This window comes from Bacteroides sp. (assembly GCF_030151085.1).
In the GTDB taxonomy this organism is placed as follows: Bacteria; Bacteroidota; Bacteroidia; order Bacteroidales; family Bacteroidaceae; genus Bacteroides.
This window is the reverse complement of the sequence record NZ_JASLER010000083.1, coordinates 90583-110543: the sequence shown is the minus strand read 5'-3', so window position 1 is coordinate 110543 and position 19961 is coordinate 90583. Positions and strand designations below refer to the sequence as shown.

Genomic DNA, 19961 nt, shown 5'->3' with positions numbered 1-19961 from the left:
GATTAATGATAAATTCCATTAAATAATCATCATACTAAATGCTATTTATCACACTTCAACCATTATATCTTTTTCTGTAATAGTTATCAAAGCTTCATTCGAAATATTCCCTTCGACCGCCAAACGGTTAGCTTGAATTTCTAATGTCTTTTCAAAGATGTTACGAACCCAACGAGCATTTCCAAAATTACGATCTTTATTAATGATAGCTTTCGAAATCAGTAACCTCACTTTCTCTTTAGCTTCATTAGTAATAAAGTAGTCATACCGCTTCAAATTATCAAGGAAAATCTGCATCGTTCTCTATAAACATTTGCCAAAATGCGGGCAACTGTAGTCTTTCCTGTACCTGGATTTCCTATAAAAACACAATGATACGACAAATCAGGAGCTTTCATTCCTTTTGCTTCACGCATTTTTCTTATCTCAATAAAATTGATTAATGTAGCTACTTCCTGCTTTACTAAACCAAGCCCAACCAGCCGGCGCAACTGGTTCATTCCGCTATTGCTTGGCGTATCAATACTTTGTTGCAATTCCGATTGTTTTGTGTCATCTTTTCTAAGGGAAAATAGACTTTTCAGAAACTCAGATTCCTTATCTGTAATAGTGCCATCTGCTTTGACTATAAGAGAAGCATAACGATATAAAAGCAAATAATATTGCTTCCCCATTTCACTATCCACATTTTGAACCAATGTACCTAAAACAGAAAAATTATTTATATTAGTATCGTCCCAATTTTGCTTTTCGACTTTAGGCATTAACTCAGCAATTGATTGAACAAGACGATCATAAAGAGCAAGCAATGTTTGGTAGGTTATTGATGTCACTCCATTCATTCGGGCGAATAAATAGACCATAGCAAAGCCCTGTGATTTTGGTGAAAAGCCCCGGCATTCGGGACGTTGAGGTGTGGCAAAACGGATAGTGTGTTCAAGGCAAACAGATGATGCGTTTGAACTAAACAGATGGTCAGTTTGGAGCAAACACACCATGCGTTACGAGATATGCGGTGTAGGCAAAATTTGCCTACACCTTTTAAATTTGCTTCCACCACCTCTGTAATGCCGATGAACAGGGAGATACAGAAAAAGAGTGGAGGTGTGGAAGCAGGAACGAAAAAAAACTGTTTTGTTTTATATCTTTCTCTATATGTATCTTACACAAAATGGGAAATCCCATATAATTTCTACCACTGAAAAATATTATAGCTTATCCCACCGCCGATATAAAATCCTCCGGGATAACCATAACCTGCCTGTAAGCCAACTCCCCAGCGTTTACGTTTCGGTGTAATGGAGTGATAAATATCGTTAGCTATCGTGTGAGTAACAGTTCGCGGAAATACTTCAATGCTATCGAGCCTTGGACGGTACCCGCTGACCCAAGCACGATAAAGGCTATCCTCATACACAGCTTGTTCGCGTCGAACAACTGTATCACCGACACGGATGGTATCCGTCGTAATTCGAAAGAAAGTAACCATCGGGGCAGAGATGAACAATGTATCCACCTTCAAAGTAGTTCTTATCTTTGTCTCCCTTTTTATTTCCACTTGAGGTTCGTGTGGACGAAACCAAGCCGCCACACAAGCTATAGCGAGCAGAACAACTAATATCCAAGGTAATATTTTCATAAATTCATTTCTCCTACGATTTCATGCACCCGAATAAAATAAATATAACCACATACAGCCTTATTCGCTAATAAGCTCTCGAATCAAATCTCTGTTCGCCGGATCATCAGCATTGATGGATTGTCCGAAGCCCATTCCTAATTGTTTCCGCTCCTCATCGGTGAGATAAACGGTAGTGATGGCATCGGCAAAAAGCATGTTCAGATTAACGTAACTGATTCCCCAAAGAATGTAATCCATAGTCCAGCCATAGCGTTGACAGGCAAAGTCTATCAAAAGACCATAAATACTCTTTCCGCCAAAAGTAAGACTGTTACTTTCACCTTTAATCCGGCTGATACGTTCTCTTAACTCTTTATCGGCATCGATTTTGAAGTATTTAATGAATTCGTCCGTTTTGTCGTTCGAGAGAATAAGGGATAGAAGTGTCGCCAAGTCTTCGGTAGTGAGGTGTTCTTTCAATGTTTTGGCTCTCTGAAATACTTTTTCGGTATTCATGATACTATTTTTATCATTGAAAGTGGAATAGGCTATTATTTGACAAACAACGTCAGGATTCTCTCTACTGATGCGGATAGCCTCAGCCAAAGGATTCAATGACAGCAACTGAGCATTTATGTCCAAACTCAAATAAAGATTCTTCAATATCTGAGTTTTTCCTAATGTAGGAGGATGGATGCTATATTTCTGTTTGCCCACGTTGAACCTGATTGGTTTCTCTATAATAGCATCGGCTACGTTCATTTCGGTCTGTTTATTCATACTGATTGGTAATTGAAAGGTTAGTAAAGAGTGCCTCAATCGGCACTCTTTCTGGTTCTGAAGTTTCTATTTCTTAAGATTGAACAGGAGCCGTATAAGGCTTCACCTGATTTCCTTCAACCGGTTTCAATACATCGAAAGTGTATTTCCACTTCTTACCTTCGGCGGTATCGAATGTTTCTTCTACCGATACGGTAGCTTTATCAATCAGAATACCTTCTACTGTAGTATCTTCCGGGGTAAGACGAACGGCGTATTCTCCGTCTACTACTCCATCGGAATCTTCAATAGGTTTGGTGCGCCCTTTGGCTGCACGAACTTCAAACTCGAATACAAACGTATTCTTTGCATACTTAACGGCTTCATTCTCGCCGCCTTCCACCTTAGCTTCTTTCTTTTCGCCCTTGGTAGGGGTCAACTTAGTTGAGTTTTCAACCGGATCGTATGCTAACTTTGTCCATGTAGTAGGAGCTGCACCATTAGCGCCGCATTTGCCGAATTCAATTGAGGGTTTTCCCCATGATAACTGTGCCATAATTCTAAATGTTTTAAAAATTAATAAGTTGTTGTTGTTTATTAGATGGTTTGCCCTCATTGTACACCTAAGGGCAAGCCGGATATATCAGTCAGATTACTCCTTAGCGGGAGCAGAAGCTGTATAAGGCTTTACCTGATTACCCAAAGCCGGTTTCAATACATCAAAAGTATATTTCCACTTCTTACCTTCAGCCGTATCAAAGGTTTCTTCAACCGATACGGTAGCTTTGTCTATCAAAATACCTTCAACTGTAGGATCTTCAGGAGTGAGGCGAACTGCATATTCACCTTCAACTACTCCGTCAGCATCAGGAATAGGTTTGGTACGGCCTTTAGCAGCACGAACCTCAAACTCGAATGCATAAGTATTTTTTGCATACTTAACGGCTTCATTCTCGCCGCCTTCCACTTTAGCTTCCTTTTTCTCACCTTTGGTAGGTGTCAGCTTAGTTGAGTTCTCAACCGGATCGTATGCTAATTTTGTCCATGTAGTAGGTGTTGTACCATCAACACCACATTTGCCGAATTCAATTGAGGGTTTTCCCCAAGATAATTGTGCCATAATTTTAAGTGTTTAAAAATTAATTAGAAATTATTGTTTATAAATTCATCCTTACTTTCAATTCGAAGGATATACTACGAGCCGGTTTCTATTTTCCTCAAAAGGATATTGAAGAAAACTGAAATAAGCTCTAAATATTTATTGCGAAAACAGTACAGACGCCTAACCTGTATGCCTACTGCTCTAAGACGATTCTTTGCGGTGTTTTCTTTTAATTGTTATACATTGTACAGCTCACAAGCCCCAACTTGTTTATGTACGTTTATTTGTCTTGTCAGCTACTCCCATAAGTTACACACCTATAAGAGGCCTTTACATTATTTCAAAGAACTATTTTTTTGATTTCTACTTCCAATCAGTTACCTTTGTAATTGATTGATGCTGCAAATATACTAATTATTTCAGTATCCAGGATGATTTATACTAAAATAATTAGTATATTTGCATCGTTTAACGATTGAACGAGTTTTCACCTTATTAAATACATATAGCAGATATTATTTAGGAACATCGCTATATTTTGGTGAATTAGCCCGATCATAGTATACTAATATAATAAGTACAATACATAAATAAAAGACATTGATATGACCCTAAAAGAAGAATTAGAGAATGCTAAAGAAAATCTTGCCAAAGAAAGACTTGGGAGATTAAACAGGGCTGTTTCTTATCTGACTTCAACAGAAAAAGTATCTCAGACATCTACTCAGAAAGACATTGCCAGACTAATGGGATATAATAATAGTACAAACGTCAACTATGCTTTTAAAGGCAATGTCAGATATATGACTGAAGGATTCTTGAGAAGATTCAATAAAGCCTTCGATGATATATTTTCCGAAGAATGGCTATTGTCAGGTGAAGGAAAGATGCTGAAGAATTCCGTACCTGTAAATAATGAGGCTGTGCCCATACTACAAGATGTTGTATATGTTCCGCTTGTGAACCAATTTGCTTATGCCGGATATTTAGATGGATATACCGATGTCACTTATTTAAATCAATTGCCACAAATACCATTCATTGTAGATAGAGAAGGGCACGGAAATTATATAGCATTCGAGGTAAAGGGGGATAGCATGAACGACGGAACCGAAGACAGTTATCTCGAAGGAGACAGACTTTATTGTAGGGAAGTAGCACCTTATCTTTGGGCTACATCAAAACTGCATTTGCGCAAATGGGATTTCGTCATTGTACATGCAGAAGGAATAATAGTTAAACGGATTATTGACCATAACGTTGAAAACCATACAATAACCATACATTCACTCAATGATATGTATGAAGATAAAGTCATTGATCTGTGCGAAGTTAAACAGATCTTTAATGTGATAGAATCTGTCAGACCAAGAAGAAGATAATAAATCAACAGCCTTTTGTAATACCTTACTAATAAATATATAAGTATGAAAACCTGCTCAACCCTTCTCTTCACTGCTATTACGCTGACAGCAACTGCCCAGCAACCCAGCAAGGTCACCAGCATCCTCGAGATACTGGACGTTACCAACGGAAACAGAACCGTTGTAAAAGAATTCCCCTACCGGATTGAAGCGCCTAACTGGACACCTGACGGACAGTGGCTGGTATATAACAGCGATGGAAAGCTCTACCGTATTTCTCCCACTTCTCCCGCCGAACCGGAACAGATAAATACAGGTTTTGCCCAAGACTGCAACAACGATCACGTTATTGCAGCCGATGGAAAACAAATAGCTATCAGCCACGGAACAAAGGAAGACCATAAATCGCGCATATATACTTTGCCGATAACCGGTGGTACTCCCCGTCTGATTACTCCTTTGGCACCTAGTTACCTGCACGGCTGGAGTCCCGATGGAAAACAACTCGCCTATTGCGCCGAACGGAACGGTAATTACGATGTCTATACAATTCCGGCGGAAGGAGGCGAAGAAACCCGCCTTACAACAGCGGAAGGATTGGATGATGGTCCGGAATATTCTCCCTGTGGACAGTACATTTGGTTCAACTCCGTACGGACCGGACTTATGCAGGTATGGCGTATGAAAACAGACGGTTCGGAACAAACTCAAATGACCTTCGACGAGACCCGCAACTCATGGTTCCCGCATATTTCACCCGACGGCAAATCCGTCCTCTTTATCACCTATTACAAAGGCGACCTGGAGCCGGGCGAACACTTACCAAACAAAAATGTAGAACTTCGCATTATGCCTGCCACTGGTGGAGAACCCCAAACACTGGTAAAACTTTTTGGTGGACAAGGAACAATCAATGTCAACTCATGGGCACCGGATAGCAAAAAGGTTGCTTTTGTCAGTTACAAAATTCATCCTTAAGCCTTTCCAACAGCTCTGCCCCTTCTTATTAGCCCTACTCCTCCTCTCCCCTCGCCTTCGGAGAGGGGTCGGGGGTGAGGCTTTCGCTATCCGTCTCCCGCCCGAAAGAGCGATACTCCAGCGGAGTAAAACCTGTATGCTTTTTAAACAAGGAGAAGAAATGTTCGGTAGATTTATAATCGAGCATATAGGAGATTTCCTTTACAGACTGCGAAGTACCAACGAGAAGTTGCTTTGCCTTACGCAACTTTAGTTCCTGAAAGTATTTGGCAGGGGCATAACCGGTATACTCTTTAAAGACTTTGCGAAACCAGGAATAGCTGATATTCAATCGCATGGCAAGTTCTTCGGGATCAACCTCCTTAAAGACATTTTCGTTCATAATAATCTTGGCCTGCTCAATCTTCTGATCTACATCCCCCACTTCGAATATCTTATTTTTGGAGATGGAAAGAATCATTCCTACCATGTGCAATACAATACCGGCAAGATACTGTTGGGAAGAAATCTTATCGCCTTCGGCTATCTCCAATGCACGGGAGAACAGAGAGACCAGTTCTTCATCGAGGCCGACTTCGAGAACCTGGTTATCTTTAGACAGGAAGCCGCCCCGCACTAAATCGTCGATAACGGGACCTTCGAAGCCGATATAGTATTCGTTCCAGCCCGTTTGCCGGTAAGGGTGATAGGTATGCCACTGATCGGGGAAAAGAACAATCAGACGGCCCCGGCAGACTTGCTTCTCGGCAGTAGATTCGGAAGAGAACAATCCGCGGCCTTTGGTGATATAGACTAATTGGTATTCGCGCAAGACACGCCCCTTCTGAGCGTTAAAGAAGTAACCGGAAGGGTGATCCTTCAAAGGATAAGGAGAATCCGGCTGAATAGACTGAAAGCCTACGGTATTTACCCATAGGCCATATTTCCGGTCCATATCATTTACAATCAGATATTTGAATTCTACTCCTGAATCATTATAATCCTTCGCCATACCAAGTGCTTTTCATGATGCTTAGCGACAAAAGTAGAGATTATTCCTGAGAAAAGAGACCCCTCACAGAAAATAATGTTCTCTGTGAGGGGGATTAACAAACCGATTGGGGATTAGCAAACTGGTTGCAGTAAGCAAACCGATTGTAGTAGCAGGTTGTCGATTTTAGAATGCTTTGCGATACAATGCTTCAATCTCTTCGACGGAAGTAGGACGCGGATTACCTCCGGTACATACATCGTTGAAAGCATCGATAGCCAATTGGTGGAGGTCTTCTTCACGAACATTGATTTCGTGCAGTTTCTGCGGGATGCCAATGCTAAGAGAGAGATTCTTTACTGCTTCGATGGCAGCACTTACACCTTCGGCTTCGCTCATACCTTCGGTATTTACACCCATTGCACGGGCTATCTGCGTGTATTTGGGAGCCGCAGGAGATGCTGCATTATATTCCATGACGTAAGGCAGCAGCAGGGCATTTGCCACTCCGTGCGGAGTATCGTAATGAGCGCCGAGCGGATGTGCCATAGAGTGTACAATGCCCAGACCTACGTTGCTGAAACCCATACCTGCGATATACTGTGCCTGAGACATGGCATCGCGGGCGGCGGCATCGTTACCGTTGTCAACGGCAGCTTTCAGGTTGGCGGCAATCATTTCGATGGCTTTCAGTTCGAACATGTCCGACATGGCCCAAGCACCCGGAGTAATGAAGCTCTCGATGGCATGGGTCAGGGCGTCCATACCGGTAGCGGCGGTCAGACCTTTGGGCATGGAGTACATCAGTTCGGGGTCGACGATAGCCACTGCGGGGATGTCATTGGGGTCGACGCAAACCATTTTCTTCTTGGCGTCTTCGTCGATGATAACGTAGTTGATAGTCACTTCGGCAGCAGTACCGGCAGTAGTGGGCAAGGCGAAAGTGGGGATTGCCTTCTGACGGGTATCGGCTACGCCTTCGAGCGACTTCACATCGGCAAAGTCGGGGTTATTGACTACGATGCCAATGCCTTTGGCAGTGTCGATAGAGGAACCGCCACCCAGAGCGACGATAAAGTCGGCACCGGAGGCTTTAAAAGCCTTCACACCATTCTGCACATTGGCAATGGTGGGGTTGGCTTTTACATCACTGAAGAGTTCGTAAGGGATTTGGTTCTTTTCGAACACTTCAATCACCTTATCAGCGACCTTAAAACGGATCAAGTCCTTATCGGTTACAAAGAAAGCCTTTTTGAAACCACGACGGGCAACCTCTACAGCAATCATCTGACGACAGCCGGCTCCAAAGTAAGAGGTTTCATTTAATATCATTCTATACATAAGATTATATTTTTAAATGTACGATTTAACGATTTACGAGGTACGATTTACGAGGTACGATTTGCCATGCGGTATTATAGCGCAGCTCAATCGTACCTCGTAAATCGTTAAATCGTACCTTATTTTATTTTGGCAAATTGAAGGCTACGGACATTTCCTGCATTTGCAATTGGCTCATGCCGTCCGGTTCGAAGCCCATGTTCTTGGCGGCGATATAGATGAGGGCGGATTTGTTCAATACGTCTATCTGGTCGAAGGCGGCCATGGCATCGACATCTACGGCGAAGACGCCATGCTTTTCCCACATGACGACGTCGTAATCTTCGAGTTCACGCATGGTGGCCCCGGCCAGTTCTACCGAGCTGGGGAGCTTATAGGGGATGATGCCGAGACCACGGGGACAGAAAGCCTTGGTTTCGGGAATCATGCTCCAAAGCAGGTTGGTGGCGACATCTTTCTCCAGATACTTCGGGCAGTGGGTCATCGCAATCAGTTCGATGGGATGGGTATGCACGGAGGCTTTGTAAGGAGAGCCTTTGGCGATGAGCTGGTTGTGCACGCTGAGGTGTGACGGGAGCTCGGAGGTGGGTTGTACCGGTTGGTCGGCTATGATGACATAGCTGGCGCAATCGTCGAGTATGCGGATGACGGAGCCGTTCGCCATGGGCCAGCGGGCAAGGTCGCGCATACGCTTGTTGGTGCCTTTGCAGTAGAAGTAGCAGCCTTTCAGGTGCGGCAAGGTGGCGCCGATAGGTTTTGCTTCGCTAATAGCGGGCATAGCCTGAATGGCTTCGTCCACGTATTCGGTAATGTTTACGGTGATGTTACCACCGTTACGTTCCGCCCAGCCTTTTTGCCAGAGATAACCGGCTACTTCGGCTACCTTGTTCACTTCGGCAGCCAAGAGGGGGCGATTGGTTAAGATTGAATTCATATAGTTAGAAATTAGTTTCGTTTAATTCTGAGCTATTGCCACTACAATAATCGAAGCAATCAGCACCGCCAGTCCCAGAACCAGCACACCGATTGTCTTCGAGCCACAGCCTTTCCATTCTTTCAGAAGAATGCCCCAGACATTGCTGAAGGTGACATTGAGCGACATCAGGATACTCCATGAGAAAGCGAGCAGCACGGGGCTATCCGTCAGGAAGCTCTTCCCCATTTCAAGGCCGAAGAATTGCGAATACCACAGTACACCAGCAAGGGCACAGAACAGGAGATTATTCGTAAACACTCCGCCCCGAACGGAGAAGTACTCCCGTCCGGTCTTGTTCTTGATGTTCTGCTGAATGCAATAGACGGCGTTCGTAAAGAAACCGCCCAATGTAACGAGGAAGATAACGGGAAGTCCGGCATACAACGGAGCAACGCCACCCGCCAGTGCAGCTTCCTTGATGGGCGTACCGGCATCCAGTCCGAGAGCGAAACAGGCGCTCATCACACCTGCCAGCAGGGCAACCAGCAGACCTTTGGTTAAGGCGAAATCTTTCACCGCTTTCTTCTTCTCCTCGTCGCTCATATTCTTTGAACGCAAGCCGCCGGCATAACCGATAACGGCGATACCTGCCAAGGTGATACAAACCCCGATGAGCAGCATCAGCCCCTCGCCATGCAAGAGATCTTTCCCGGCAAAGAGAGCAGGAAACAGTGTACCGAAGCCTGCACAGGTACCCAGAGCGATACTCTGACCGAGCGCAACACCCAGATAACGCATGCTCAGGCCGAAAGTGAGTCCGCCTACGCCCCACAGCACGCCGTAAACCATAGCAGGCATTGCACCGCCTGCACCCCAAAGTTCCATCAGGCTACTACCTGCCGGAATAGCAAGCAGCGCCCCCAACAACGGGAAGACGAGCCACGCAAAGATACCTTGTACCAGCCAAAAGCTTTCCCAAGACCATCCGTCAATCTTTTTTATCGGCACATACGAGCTGCTCTGACCGAAGCTGCCGATGGCGATTATCAATAATCCTATCAGTGTATTCATGTTTTTAGTTCTTTTCACATCAGTTATAACTGCCATATAATGAAGCACTTGCAGAGACACAAGTGAGGACATTGGAGACATGTGTCTGTCACCGGTAGTGACATGCGGATGTCATAGGTAGAGAGATACGTATCTCATAGGTCATGACATACGTATCTCATGAGTGGAGACATACGTATCTCATGACCGATGACATACGTATGTCCTTATCACCCCCTTCCGTGCCTCCTGCAAATGTACATCTTTTTCAGCGTTTAGAAGTAACTTCGGCCTCGTATTTCTGTATCTCGGCGATAAATTCTTCACCAACAGGTACGCCATTCTTCAAGCAGAACATATCCCAAACGGCATTCCAAGGCAGAGATTTTGCCTCTTCGAGCAAGGCGAGACGTTCGAAGCCCTGATCGTTTGCTTCATACTGGCGCAGCAGGGCAAGCGGTTCGAGCAATGCCTGCATCATGCACTTCTGAGTGGCACGGCTACCGATGACGTAAGCACCGATACGGTTGATAGAAGCATCAAAGTAATCAAGACCGATATGCACACGGTTCAGTGCACCACAGCGAACTATTTCCTTGCACAGATCCAGCGTATCGTCGTTCATAATCGTCACGTGATCGGAGTCCCAACGTACCGGACGGCTGACGTGCAACATGATTTCAGGGATAAAGAGCAGCAGCGAAGAGAGCTTGTCCGCTACACTTTCCGTTGGGTGGAAGTGACCGGTATCCAGCGTCACAATCTTGCCTCGACTAACGCCATAACCGATATAGAAGTCATTAGAACCTACCGTATAGCTTTCCAGACCGATACCGAAGACTTTAGACTCCACACAATCGCGCATATTCCGGTATTCCTTTTCGAAGATGCGGTCGAGAGATTCCTTCAATAATTCACGATACTTCATACGGTTCACGGTGATGTCCTTGCTACCATCGTGCACCCACAGATTCATGATACAAGGATCTCCCTGACGACGGCCCATCTCTTCGGCAATGGCACGGCAACGGATGGTATGTTCTACCCAGAAGTCACGGATTGCCTTGTCGGGGTTGGACAAAGAAAGATTGCCGCTCTTCGCATGGGAGAAAGAGGTGGAGTTGAAATCGAGTTTCATATTGTTTTCGGCAGCCCATTGCATCCAACTTTCGAAGTGTGCGGGTTCTACCTGGTCACGGTCTACGAACTTTCCGCCGAAGTCACCATAGATTTCGTGCAGGTTCAAGCGGTGGGTACCGGGGATATAGGATGCTGCTTTCAGTACGTCCTGACGCAGTTCTTCCATATTACGTGCTTTGCCGGGATAGTTGCCCGTAGCCTGAATACCGCCGGTCAGTGAGCCTTGTGCCTCGAATCCGGCTACATCGTCCGCTTGCCAGCAATGCAGGGAGAGGGAAATCTTTTGCAAGGCATCCATTGCCTCGTCTACATTGATGCCGATAGCAGCGTAACGTTCTTTAGCCACTTCATAGGCCTTTAAAATCAGTTCTTCTTTCATGATAGTGAGTCTTTAAGTTATTAGTTATTGATTAATCTGTCATTTGTTTGAAGTGCAGATAAGCGGTATTCCATACTTCCGTATCTTGCGGTTGAAAAGTCTTTAATGGAATGGAGCGGTTAATGAGCTGACGCATGGAGGTCACATCTTTTGCTGCTCCGGCTGTCAACGCCTGAATCATCACGTTGCCGATGGCTGTTGCTTCCGACGGGCCGGCAATAACGGAAATACCTGCCGCATTAGCTGTCCATTGGTTCAGCAAGTCATTACGGCTTCCGCCGCCTATCACGTGCAAGGCTTCTACCGGACGCGGTGAAAGGTTGCGAAGATGCTCCAGTACCTGACGGTAGCGCAAGGCAAGACTTTCGAAGATGCAACGTACCACCTGTCCACGGGTTTCGGGGACGGGCTGATGACGAGCAGCGCAATACGTCTTTATAGCTTGTTCCATATCGGCAGGGTTGGCAAATAGGGCATCATCCGGATTTATCAGACTGCGGAAAGGTTCGCAAGCCTCAGCCTCGGCTATCAGTTCGGGATAAGATGTCTCACCCCAATCGGCACGGCAACGTTCCAGCAGCCACATGCCACAAATATTTTTCAGCAGACGGATGGTACCATCTACGCCTCCTTCATTGGTGAAGTTCAGTTCTTCGGTCTCCTTAGTTATAACGGGAGCATCAGTTTCTACCCCCATCAACGACCAGGTACCACTGCTTAGATAAGCAAAGTTCCGGTTCATGGCAGGTACGGCCGCTACAGCCGAAGCGGTATCGTGTCCGGCTACGGCTATCACGGGGATGGCGCCAAGACCGGTGATGCGTTGCACTTCTTCTGTCAGCACTCCGACGCTTTCGCCGGGATAAACAAAACGTCCGAAGTTCGCCTCAGTCAATCCAAGTTCGCGAAGCAAGGAAGATTCCAGTTTACGGGTATGAGCATTAACAAGCTGGGCGGTCGTGGCAATCGTGTATTCCGTTACCATTTCTCCGGTCAGCATATAGCTCAGGGCATCGGGCATGAAGAGGATTTTATCGGCGGCAGCCAGTGCGCTATCCTCATTACGACGCAACGTATCAAGTTGGAACAAAGAATTGAAGTTCATCACTTGAATGCCCGTCCATTCATAAACCTTGCTGCGAGGCACGCGGGCAAAGAAAGCTTCGGGAGCACCCTCGGTATGCGGGTCACGATAAGCATAAGGCTGGCGGAGAAAAGCTCCATCCTTGCCCACACAAACAAAATCCACTCCCCAGGTATCAATACCGATAGAAGTTATTTCAACATCCTCCCGGCGAGCAGCACGTTTCAACCCGTCGATAATGTTACGATAGAGTTCATAAATATCCCAGTAAAAGTGTCCTCCGGTTTCAATCAGTTGATTGGGGAAACGGTTTACTTCTTCCAGTTCCAGTCCGTTCGAAGTAAAAGTCCCCAAAATAGTACGACCGCTGGTAGCCCCCAGGTCGACTGCAAAAAAGCATTGTTTCATGGTAATTAGTTTTAGTCGCTATTTGATGGTACAAAAATAGGGGATTGCTCCCCTATCTCTTGTAAGTGTTTTGATTGAAAGAATGTCAGATTTGATAAGTTCTAAGTTACTCCGAAATAGTAAAGCTATGTACGCCCGATTGAACTGTTACAGACTTTTCTTCCGAATCCGCTCCCCACTTAGGTAGAACGATTGTAGCGGAAGTATTGGTGGGCACAGTTACCTTCAGACTAAAATTACCGTCTTTATCTATTTCCCAATCCGAGATTATTTCACCGTACAGGCTCATATAAGATGCTTTACAATACTTCAAATCAGTAGCTGGCCTAGGTTCAACATAAAAATGTTTCATTCCCGGATTAGAAGTATCAGGCTTAATACCTCCAAGTGAGTTATAGAACCAAGCCACTACACTACCGAACATCGGATGGCAATGTCCGCAGCCACCGGGATCTCCACCACCGTCCCAGGTTTCCCACAGAGTACTGTTCTTACTATCCAACAAATAACTATACCCCGGAAAATCCCTTTGATCCATCAGCTTATATGCCATGTCGACTTTCCCATTATCCGACAACACTTTCAGTAAAAGAGGAGTAGCAAATATACCCGTGTCGAAGTGATAATTAAGGCTATGCAAATGATTAAGCATCGCTGCAAATACTTTTTCATATTTATCGTCAGGTACAAGGCCAAAACCTAATGCAAAGACATCAGAACCTTGTTTTCCTTGCCAATAATGATTCGTAAGCGGATCATAGAATGCTGAATTAAAGTTCTCCTTAATGGTTTCGGCTAAAGATTGGAATGAAGCAACATCGGCATCCTGATCCAAGGCTTTCGCCACATCCGCCATAATACGGGTTACATAATAATAGTAAGCAGTATTCACTAATGATGTCGGAATCTCGATACTGTTATATAGAGTACACCACTCACCCAGACACCAACCGTTCGGTTCTTCTCGCACGATAAGGCCCTTTTCATCCGTTCTTGTACCCAAATATTCTACCCAGTGTTTCATTCCGTCATAATGTTCCTGCAAGATTATCTTATCACCGTAATGGCAATAGTAATTCCAAGGAACAATAACATAAGCCGATCCCCATGCCGGACCACCTCCACCACCGCTAAACGGTGCAGTATGCGGTACATATCCCGTATTTTTGTTACGGGCATCATCCATATCTTCCACAAACTTACGAAGGAAGCGAGTCATGTCGTATGAGTAAAGAAGGCTTTCCGTAATCACTTGACCATCGCCTGTATAGGCCAGCCTTTCACGGTGCGGGTCACTACTTACAATGCCTTTAAAATTAGCGTGCATAGTGCGGTTAAAAGCTTGAACGATACGATTGAACAGTTCATTGGAACATTCAAAGCTACCAGTATTCTTTACATTCGTATAGATAGACTTCACGGTCAAACTATGTTCTGTAATTTCAGCCTGTTTAGACAATACTTCCACTATTCTGAAAGTATGCCAGGTAAACTTAGGCTCCCATTCTTCTTCACCATTTCCTTTTAAAATGTATGTATCCGTTTGTCCATAATCCAACTCTTCTTCACTGATAAAACGAAGTTTCACTGTATCACCGGATTTACCCTTGACTTTGATAGCACTCCAACCCGATACTGTTTCAGGTAATGTAAATCGGTAAAGAGAGTCATTCACTTGCTCAAATTGAGTATCTACTATCTGCATCACTTTAGTAGACGGAATGCTTTGTGTTCGAAGTTCACCGGTAGGAGGACGCACCTGCAATACCGATCTCCATGCGGTATCATTATATCCCACTTTATTCCATGCACCCAAATCAAGACGGGCGTCATAAACTTCACCTGTAAAAATAGCATTATGCAGTAACGGTCCTGTAGTTGTTTTCCATGAGTCATCCGAAACAACCACCTCTTTGGTTCCATCTTCAAACTCTATCTCCAATTGGAAGATCAATTTAGGAAGATCATACCACATATTTCCCTCTACAGTTCGGTCACGCTGATTATACCAACCATTGCCCAATATCATACCAACGGCATTATTCTGCGCTTTCAAATTCTGAGTAACATCAAATACATTATAAAATACCCGTTGCGTAGATTGGTCATCATAATGGTACAGCAGTTTTTTAAGCGACCGCTTATCATAGTTCGTAACGGCAGGTGCCAGTACCAGATCTCCTATTTTATCTCCATTGAAATACATTTCATAGAATCCCAGTCCGGAAACATACGCCATTGCCTTCTTTATGGGTTTGGCTATTGCAAACTCCTTGCGAAAATAGGGTGCCGGAAAGGTTATTGCCGAGTCAGGATATATATCCTCACGCTCGCCTATCCATTTAGCTTTCCAGTCAGAAGGGTCAAGAAGTCCCATTGTCCAACTTGCCGCATCGCTCCAATCGGAGGGATGATCTTTTTCATCCCAAACCATGACTTTCCAATAAAGTTCCTCAGTAGCAGGTAGACTTTTCCCTTGATACTTGATGACCGTTTCGGATGAGGCTGTTTTATTTGAATCCCAATAGTCGCCTTGATCTTTCTCTAGCAGAGACAAATCACTGGATACGATTATACGATAGGCTGATTGAGATTTCCCATTTTCACCGGACAACAATTGCCATTGCAGGAAGGGGTTCTGTTTATCAACACCCAGTGGATTTTCCATATAGTCACAATGCAAACCCACAATGCTGATACCTTTCTCTTTGCATGCCAAAAATGTCGATATAACAATGGCTATATAGATATATCGGAAGCATTTATTCATTGGGGGCATGGTTTAAATTTACCAGTTCCACTTTCAAGGTTTGTGGTTTATTCATCTTATAAATGCGTTCCACCAATTCACGTTGTTCATTCTCGTTATCATCACGAACACTCTTATACATGAAACGCAACCAATAATCCTTCAACATATTGACGAAAGGATTAGTCTTACGGTTTTCGAGCAATGTTTTAACAGCTGCCTCATTACTTGCCCACAACAATCCTTTGTCACGCATCAGGTTATACTCCATCCAATAATATTCACGCATTTCACGTTCCATAAACCAGCGTTGTTCATTCAACTGCCGTATCTGCTGTGCCTGCTCATTTTGAGGGGTATTGCTATAAGATGCCAGGTTAACACCCCGTTTCAGTTCACCTGCGGTGAGGCGGGCTATTGTTTTACCACCTATTTTCAATAAGTAATATCCGTCGGACAAACCACTAATCGCCAAACCTTCGTAATTCATTTCGTCCATAAACGGGATAACCTTCAAAGCGTCGGCTTGGGTATGCAATTCATTGTTATAATGACTTCCGTCTATCGGATAAGGTAAAGAATTAGCGAGATACGTAAAACTTACTTTATCCGGAGATACAGTCAAATCAGTGATCTTACAGTTCTCGGAGCGGTTTACGACTTTCGTGGTAGCGTCAATAGCGACATCAGCCACAGGTTTATTAGTCAATCCCTGAGCTTTCAGGAACAAATACGCCATCACCATGTGTCCGTCTGTAGTAGGATGAACACGGTCGCCACCACACAAAGTAAAGGTAGAATCAGCCTGTTGTTCACGTATATTGATCTCAGTCATCGGACGGTTGAAATCTACATATCCCCATTTATTAGCCTGTGCTCTTTCCTGTAAGAAATCAGCAATCTCCTGAATCAACTTATTCTTTCCGGGAAAAGGAACTTTATTGAAACGGGTAGTCTCGTCGTAGGGTGAGCTGCCAATAAGTATCTTCTGAACTTTAGAATATTTCTTATAGGCGTCCTCCAACGCTTTATAGTCCTTGCAGGAAGTTTCTACATTCTTACGTCCGGTGCTTGCATTCTCAGGAAGGGTATAGTCCATATATCCGGTATCATTCATACCGAATGAAAGCGTCACTACAGTAGGTTTATGTTCGAAAACCTTATCCAAACGTTGAGTCATTTGTCGGGCTACATCCCCACCCACTCCTTCATTGAAGATGTCGATACGTCGATCAGGGAAGCGCGTCATGTAGTATAACCAGATGTATGAATGATAATGACCGCCACAAGTAATGCTATTACCGACAAAAGCTACTCGTTCTCCTTCTTTAAAAACAGGGATACTTTGTGAATACACCTTGCCCATCCCTATCAAAAAGCAGAGTGCTATTAATATCATTTTCTTCATTTTAGTTTCTTTTTCTTGGTTTATATGTTCTGCCGTTTTTCTTGGGGTTATTTAAACTCAATATCATAGGTACCTACTCCTAATGTCAGGTCTTCTCCGTTAAGTTTTACCTCTTTACCATTCACTACGCATTGGCGTGCTTTCTCGGGTACAGCAACGCTTGCCTCTACTCCTACCGGTAGTGTGATGTGCATAATCCGGCTATTCTCCTTCAATTCCCAATTTACGATAATGGTTCCGTATGGAGACTCTTTGGTCGTATTGGCCCATGTCAATCCTTGTGGTATCTGCGGATCAATGAATACATGTTGATAACCGGGTTTCGTATCATCCACTCTAATACCGCCGACTGCCTGATAGAACCAACTTCCAATGCCATTGTAGCAGTTGTGCACGCGGCTACGCTCTCCGTTCCAATACTCCCAGGTAGTAGTGGCGTTATTGTTAATCATGTGTAGATAACCCGGATAATCCGGCTGCTTCAGCATCTTGTACATGAAATCGACTTCCTTGTTCTGAATAGTCCAATCCGTAAGGATAGGCACACCTACCAAGCCTACAGCGATATGACCTTTGTATTGATTGGCGGAACGGGCAAGCATTTGTTCTTTCACCTTATTATAGAGTTCTCCGGGAACTACTCCTACTAACATAGCATAAGACATGTCAAGTTGCGAACCGGTAGCATAAATACCCTCCGTTGCATTATAGAAAGTCTTATGAATCAATTTATTCAGCGCAGCCTTACGTTCGGCGAACTTCTGCGCTTCAGCAGGCTTGCCAAGCTTAGTAGCTATCTTTTGCAAAGCACTCAAACAGTCACTGATAAAGCAGTTATTCACCAAGTCGATAGAAGATTGAGCACCCGAATCCACTCCCGCCGGAGCAAGCCAATCGCCCAGGTACCAGTCGCGGTAAGGAAGATCGGGCCAACGTTTCAACAATCCGTCCACGGTATATTTATCGACATACCCCATCCATTCTTTCATTGAATCATAGTAACGTTCTATCAGACGGGGATCGTTATAGTTTACATAAGTCCGCCAGGGGGCCATCACCATGAATCCGCACCAATAAGGTCCGCCGCCACCTGCACCCGGATTGGGTCCTACGTGAGGAAGGCTTCCTCCTTCACGCATGGAGTCGTCCCAAGTCTGTAGCCAGTTCATATAGGTGGGCGCCATGTCATACATGATTTGCGAAACATTGGTTGATGAATTACCGTCACCACCATATCCGGCACGCTCCAAGTGAGGACAATCTACCTGATAGCCACCGAACGTAAGGCAACTGATGGTGTACTTTATCATATCGTGTATGGCATTCAGCTCATTATCAGAGCATCTAAAAGTGGCAGCCGATTGATAATCAGCGTGCACGAGGTAAGCTTTGATTTGCTTATTCACCGGTTGGTCGGGCAAGTTCGAAATCTTCACGTAACGGAAGGCATGATGATTAAACTTATTACAGAAAACATCACCTCCCGGTTTGCCGGATGCAATATAGAGATCACTCTCGCCTTGTTCTTCTATACGGCCGTCTTTACCCATGTAGTCACTGTAGGTTACAGTGATCTCATGTCCGGCGGCAAGTTGGGGAATACGCAGTTCAAACCATCCGGTAAGGACTTTGCCCATATCCACCAGCCAGGTATTCTTATCCAGGGCTTCAATACTTTTGGGAGCAAGTGTTTCTTGCTTTTTATTTGGTTCGCATGTTTGTGTTGAGACTTTGTGGGCTTTAATAGGAACAACTGCAACGGCAGCCCACTTCAATTTATTCAATTCTTCTTTTGTAAGATTCTCCGGTAACAGACGTCCGTCTATTCTTTCTCCACCAAACCGGAGTGCTTGCCAGGTTCCTGTATCAGAGTAACCACTCTCACGTCCTGACCATGTGGCATCTGTAGCCACAATAGAATTCCATTTTCCATTCTTTAATACATCCATTTCCGCTTTAACTACCGGACCGTCATATTCGGCACCAAACGTAGTTTTCTTATACCAGCCTTGTCCCAGCCAGAAGACGAGTTCATTCTGCCCTTTATGCAAATAAGGGGTCACATCGTAAGTAACGATCAGCGAACGCTTGCCTATTTGTGAAACAGCCGGAGCCAGCACTTGGTCATCCACCTTCTCACCATTGATATACACTTCGTGATAGCCTAAAGAATTAACATGCAGGAAAGTCGTTCCAAGTTGGTTTATAGTAAATGACTTTCTCAATAACGGAGAGCGGATATCACCTGAAGCAAGTCCTATATATTCTCCTTTTAGTTTATCATTCTCCAAAACCCCGATGGCGAAACGTTGGATAGTGCTCCAATCGGAAGCCTCTCCTTGCTCATTCCATACACGAACTCTCCAATAGCACAGCATACGGGACTTCAATTCTTTTCCTTTATAAGGAACCATGACCGAAGCCGGAGTCTGGATCTTTGCGGAGTTCCATAAATCCGCCTTGTTGTTTGTTAACTGCAAGCTATCTGTTGCCACCTGAATCTCATAGCCTTGCTGACGCATAGAAGCGTCACTCTGTATCTTCCAACTGAAATGGGGAACCGGGTTATCAATCGCATTGGGATTCTTCAGGTTCTCACACCGCAAGTCTGAAAGTACAATCGGAGCTGCTGACAAAAGACTAATCTTTAAAAAACAGCATATTATAAAAACAATACCTTTTTTCATAACAC

Annotated in this window: 17 protein-coding genes; 2 read left to right on the top strand and 15 right to left on the bottom strand. The window is 44.5% G+C overall.

The features are described from left to right. Positions 1-48 precede the first annotated feature (48 nt). From Q1W14_RS17160 to Q1W14_RS17135, 6 genes are all read right to left on the bottom strand, one after another. Entirely contained in the window at positions 49-297 is a 249-nt protein-coding gene (locus Q1W14_RS17160; RefSeq protein WP_300703601.1) for a hypothetical protein, read from the bottom strand. Further along, on the bottom strand, positions 273-989 hold the full coding sequence (locus Q1W14_RS17155) for a hypothetical protein (protein ID WP_300703600.1): 717 nt from the start codon (positions 987-989) through the stop codon (positions 273-275). Before Q1W14_RS17155 ends, Q1W14_RS17160 begins: the two co-directional genes overlap by 25 nt. A 203-nt stretch (positions 990-1192) precedes the next feature. Continuing rightward, a complete protein-coding gene (locus Q1W14_RS17150; RefSeq protein WP_300703599.1) occupies positions 1193-1639 on the bottom strand; it encodes a DUF6808 domain-containing protein in 447 nt (148 codons plus the stop codon). Positions 1640-1699: 60 nt separating this feature from the next. Then, entirely contained in the window at positions 1700-2401 is a 702-nt protein-coding gene (locus Q1W14_RS17145; protein ID WP_300703598.1) for a hypothetical protein, read from the bottom strand. A 73-nt stretch (positions 2402-2474) separates the two neighbouring features. Next, on the bottom strand, positions 2475-2936 hold the full coding sequence (locus Q1W14_RS17140) for a hypothetical protein (protein WP_300703596.1): 462 nt from the start codon (positions 2934-2936) through the stop codon (positions 2475-2477). Between the two features lie 96 nt (positions 2937-3032). Continuing rightward, positions 3033-3500, bottom strand: a complete 468-nt coding sequence (locus Q1W14_RS17135; protein WP_300703595.1) for a hypothetical protein — start codon at positions 3498-3500, stop codon at positions 3033-3035. Positions 3501-4087: 587 nt separating this feature from the next. On the opposite strand from Q1W14_RS17135, the gene Q1W14_RS17130 reads away from it, so the two are divergent. Together Q1W14_RS17130 and Q1W14_RS17125 are read left to right on the top strand one after the other, a co-directional pair. After that, the gene (locus Q1W14_RS17130; protein WP_300703594.1) at positions 4088-4864 is read left to right on the top strand and encodes a S24 family peptidase; all 777 of its coding nucleotides are present in this window, start codon (positions 4088-4090) and stop codon (positions 4862-4864) included. A 45-nt stretch (positions 4865-4909) separates the two neighbouring features. Further along, positions 4910-5824, top strand: a complete 915-nt coding sequence (locus tag Q1W14_RS17125) for a transporter (protein WP_300703593.1) — start codon at positions 4910-4912, stop codon at positions 5822-5824. Between the two features lie 34 nt (positions 5825-5858). Here the strand turns inward: Q1W14_RS17125 and Q1W14_RS17120 are convergent, their stop codons facing one another. The 9 genes from Q1W14_RS17120 to Q1W14_RS17080 form a co-directional block, all read right to left on the bottom strand. After that, positions 5859-6815: an AraC family transcriptional regulator gene (locus Q1W14_RS17120; protein ID WP_300703591.1), complete on the bottom strand. Its 957-nt coding sequence runs from the start codon at positions 6813-6815 to the stop codon at positions 5859-5861. Between the two features lie 165 nt (positions 6816-6980). After that, complete coding sequence (fucO, locus tag Q1W14_RS17115; RefSeq protein ID WP_300703590.1) at positions 6981-8135, bottom strand: lactaldehyde reductase; 1155 nt, start codon at positions 8133-8135, stop codon at positions 6981-6983. A 124-nt stretch (positions 8136-8259) separates the two neighbouring features. Further along, positions 8260-9069 (bottom strand): rhamnulose-1-phosphate aldolase, encoded by an 810-nt coding sequence (gene rhaD, locus Q1W14_RS17110; RefSeq protein WP_300703589.1) that lies wholly within the window; start codon positions 9067-9069, stop codon positions 8260-8262. A gap of 21 nt (positions 9070-9090) precedes the next feature. After that, positions 9091-10122, bottom strand: coding sequence for an L-rhamnose/proton symporter RhaT (gene rhaT / locus Q1W14_RS17105; RefSeq protein WP_300703627.1), 1032 nt, complete (start codon positions 10120-10122; stop codon positions 9091-9093). Between the two features lie 247 nt (positions 10123-10369). Continuing rightward, positions 10370-11620 (bottom strand): L-rhamnose isomerase, encoded by a 1251-nt coding sequence (locus Q1W14_RS17100; RefSeq protein WP_300703587.1) that lies wholly within the window; start codon positions 11618-11620, stop codon positions 10370-10372. A 31-nt stretch (positions 11621-11651) separates the two neighbouring features. Next, positions 11652-13112, bottom strand: a complete 1461-nt coding sequence (rhaB, locus tag Q1W14_RS17095; protein WP_300703586.1) for a rhamnulokinase — start codon at positions 13110-13112, stop codon at positions 11652-11654. 106 nt (positions 13113-13218) lie between these two features. Further along, positions 13219-15882, bottom strand: coding sequence for a family 78 glycoside hydrolase catalytic domain (locus Q1W14_RS17090; RefSeq protein WP_300703585.1), 2664 nt, complete (start codon positions 15880-15882; stop codon positions 13219-13221). Then, positions 15875-17269, bottom strand: coding sequence for an SGNH/GDSL hydrolase family protein (locus Q1W14_RS17085; protein ID WP_300703584.1), 1395 nt, complete (start codon positions 17267-17269; stop codon positions 15875-15877). Before Q1W14_RS17085 ends, Q1W14_RS17090 begins: the two co-directional genes overlap by 8 nt. A 47-nt stretch (positions 17270-17316) precedes the next feature. Further along, a complete protein-coding gene (locus tag Q1W14_RS17080; protein ID WP_300703583.1) occupies positions 17317-19956 on the bottom strand; it encodes an alpha-L-rhamnosidase in 2640 nt (879 codons plus the stop codon). Positions 19957-19961: the final 5 nt, after the last annotated feature.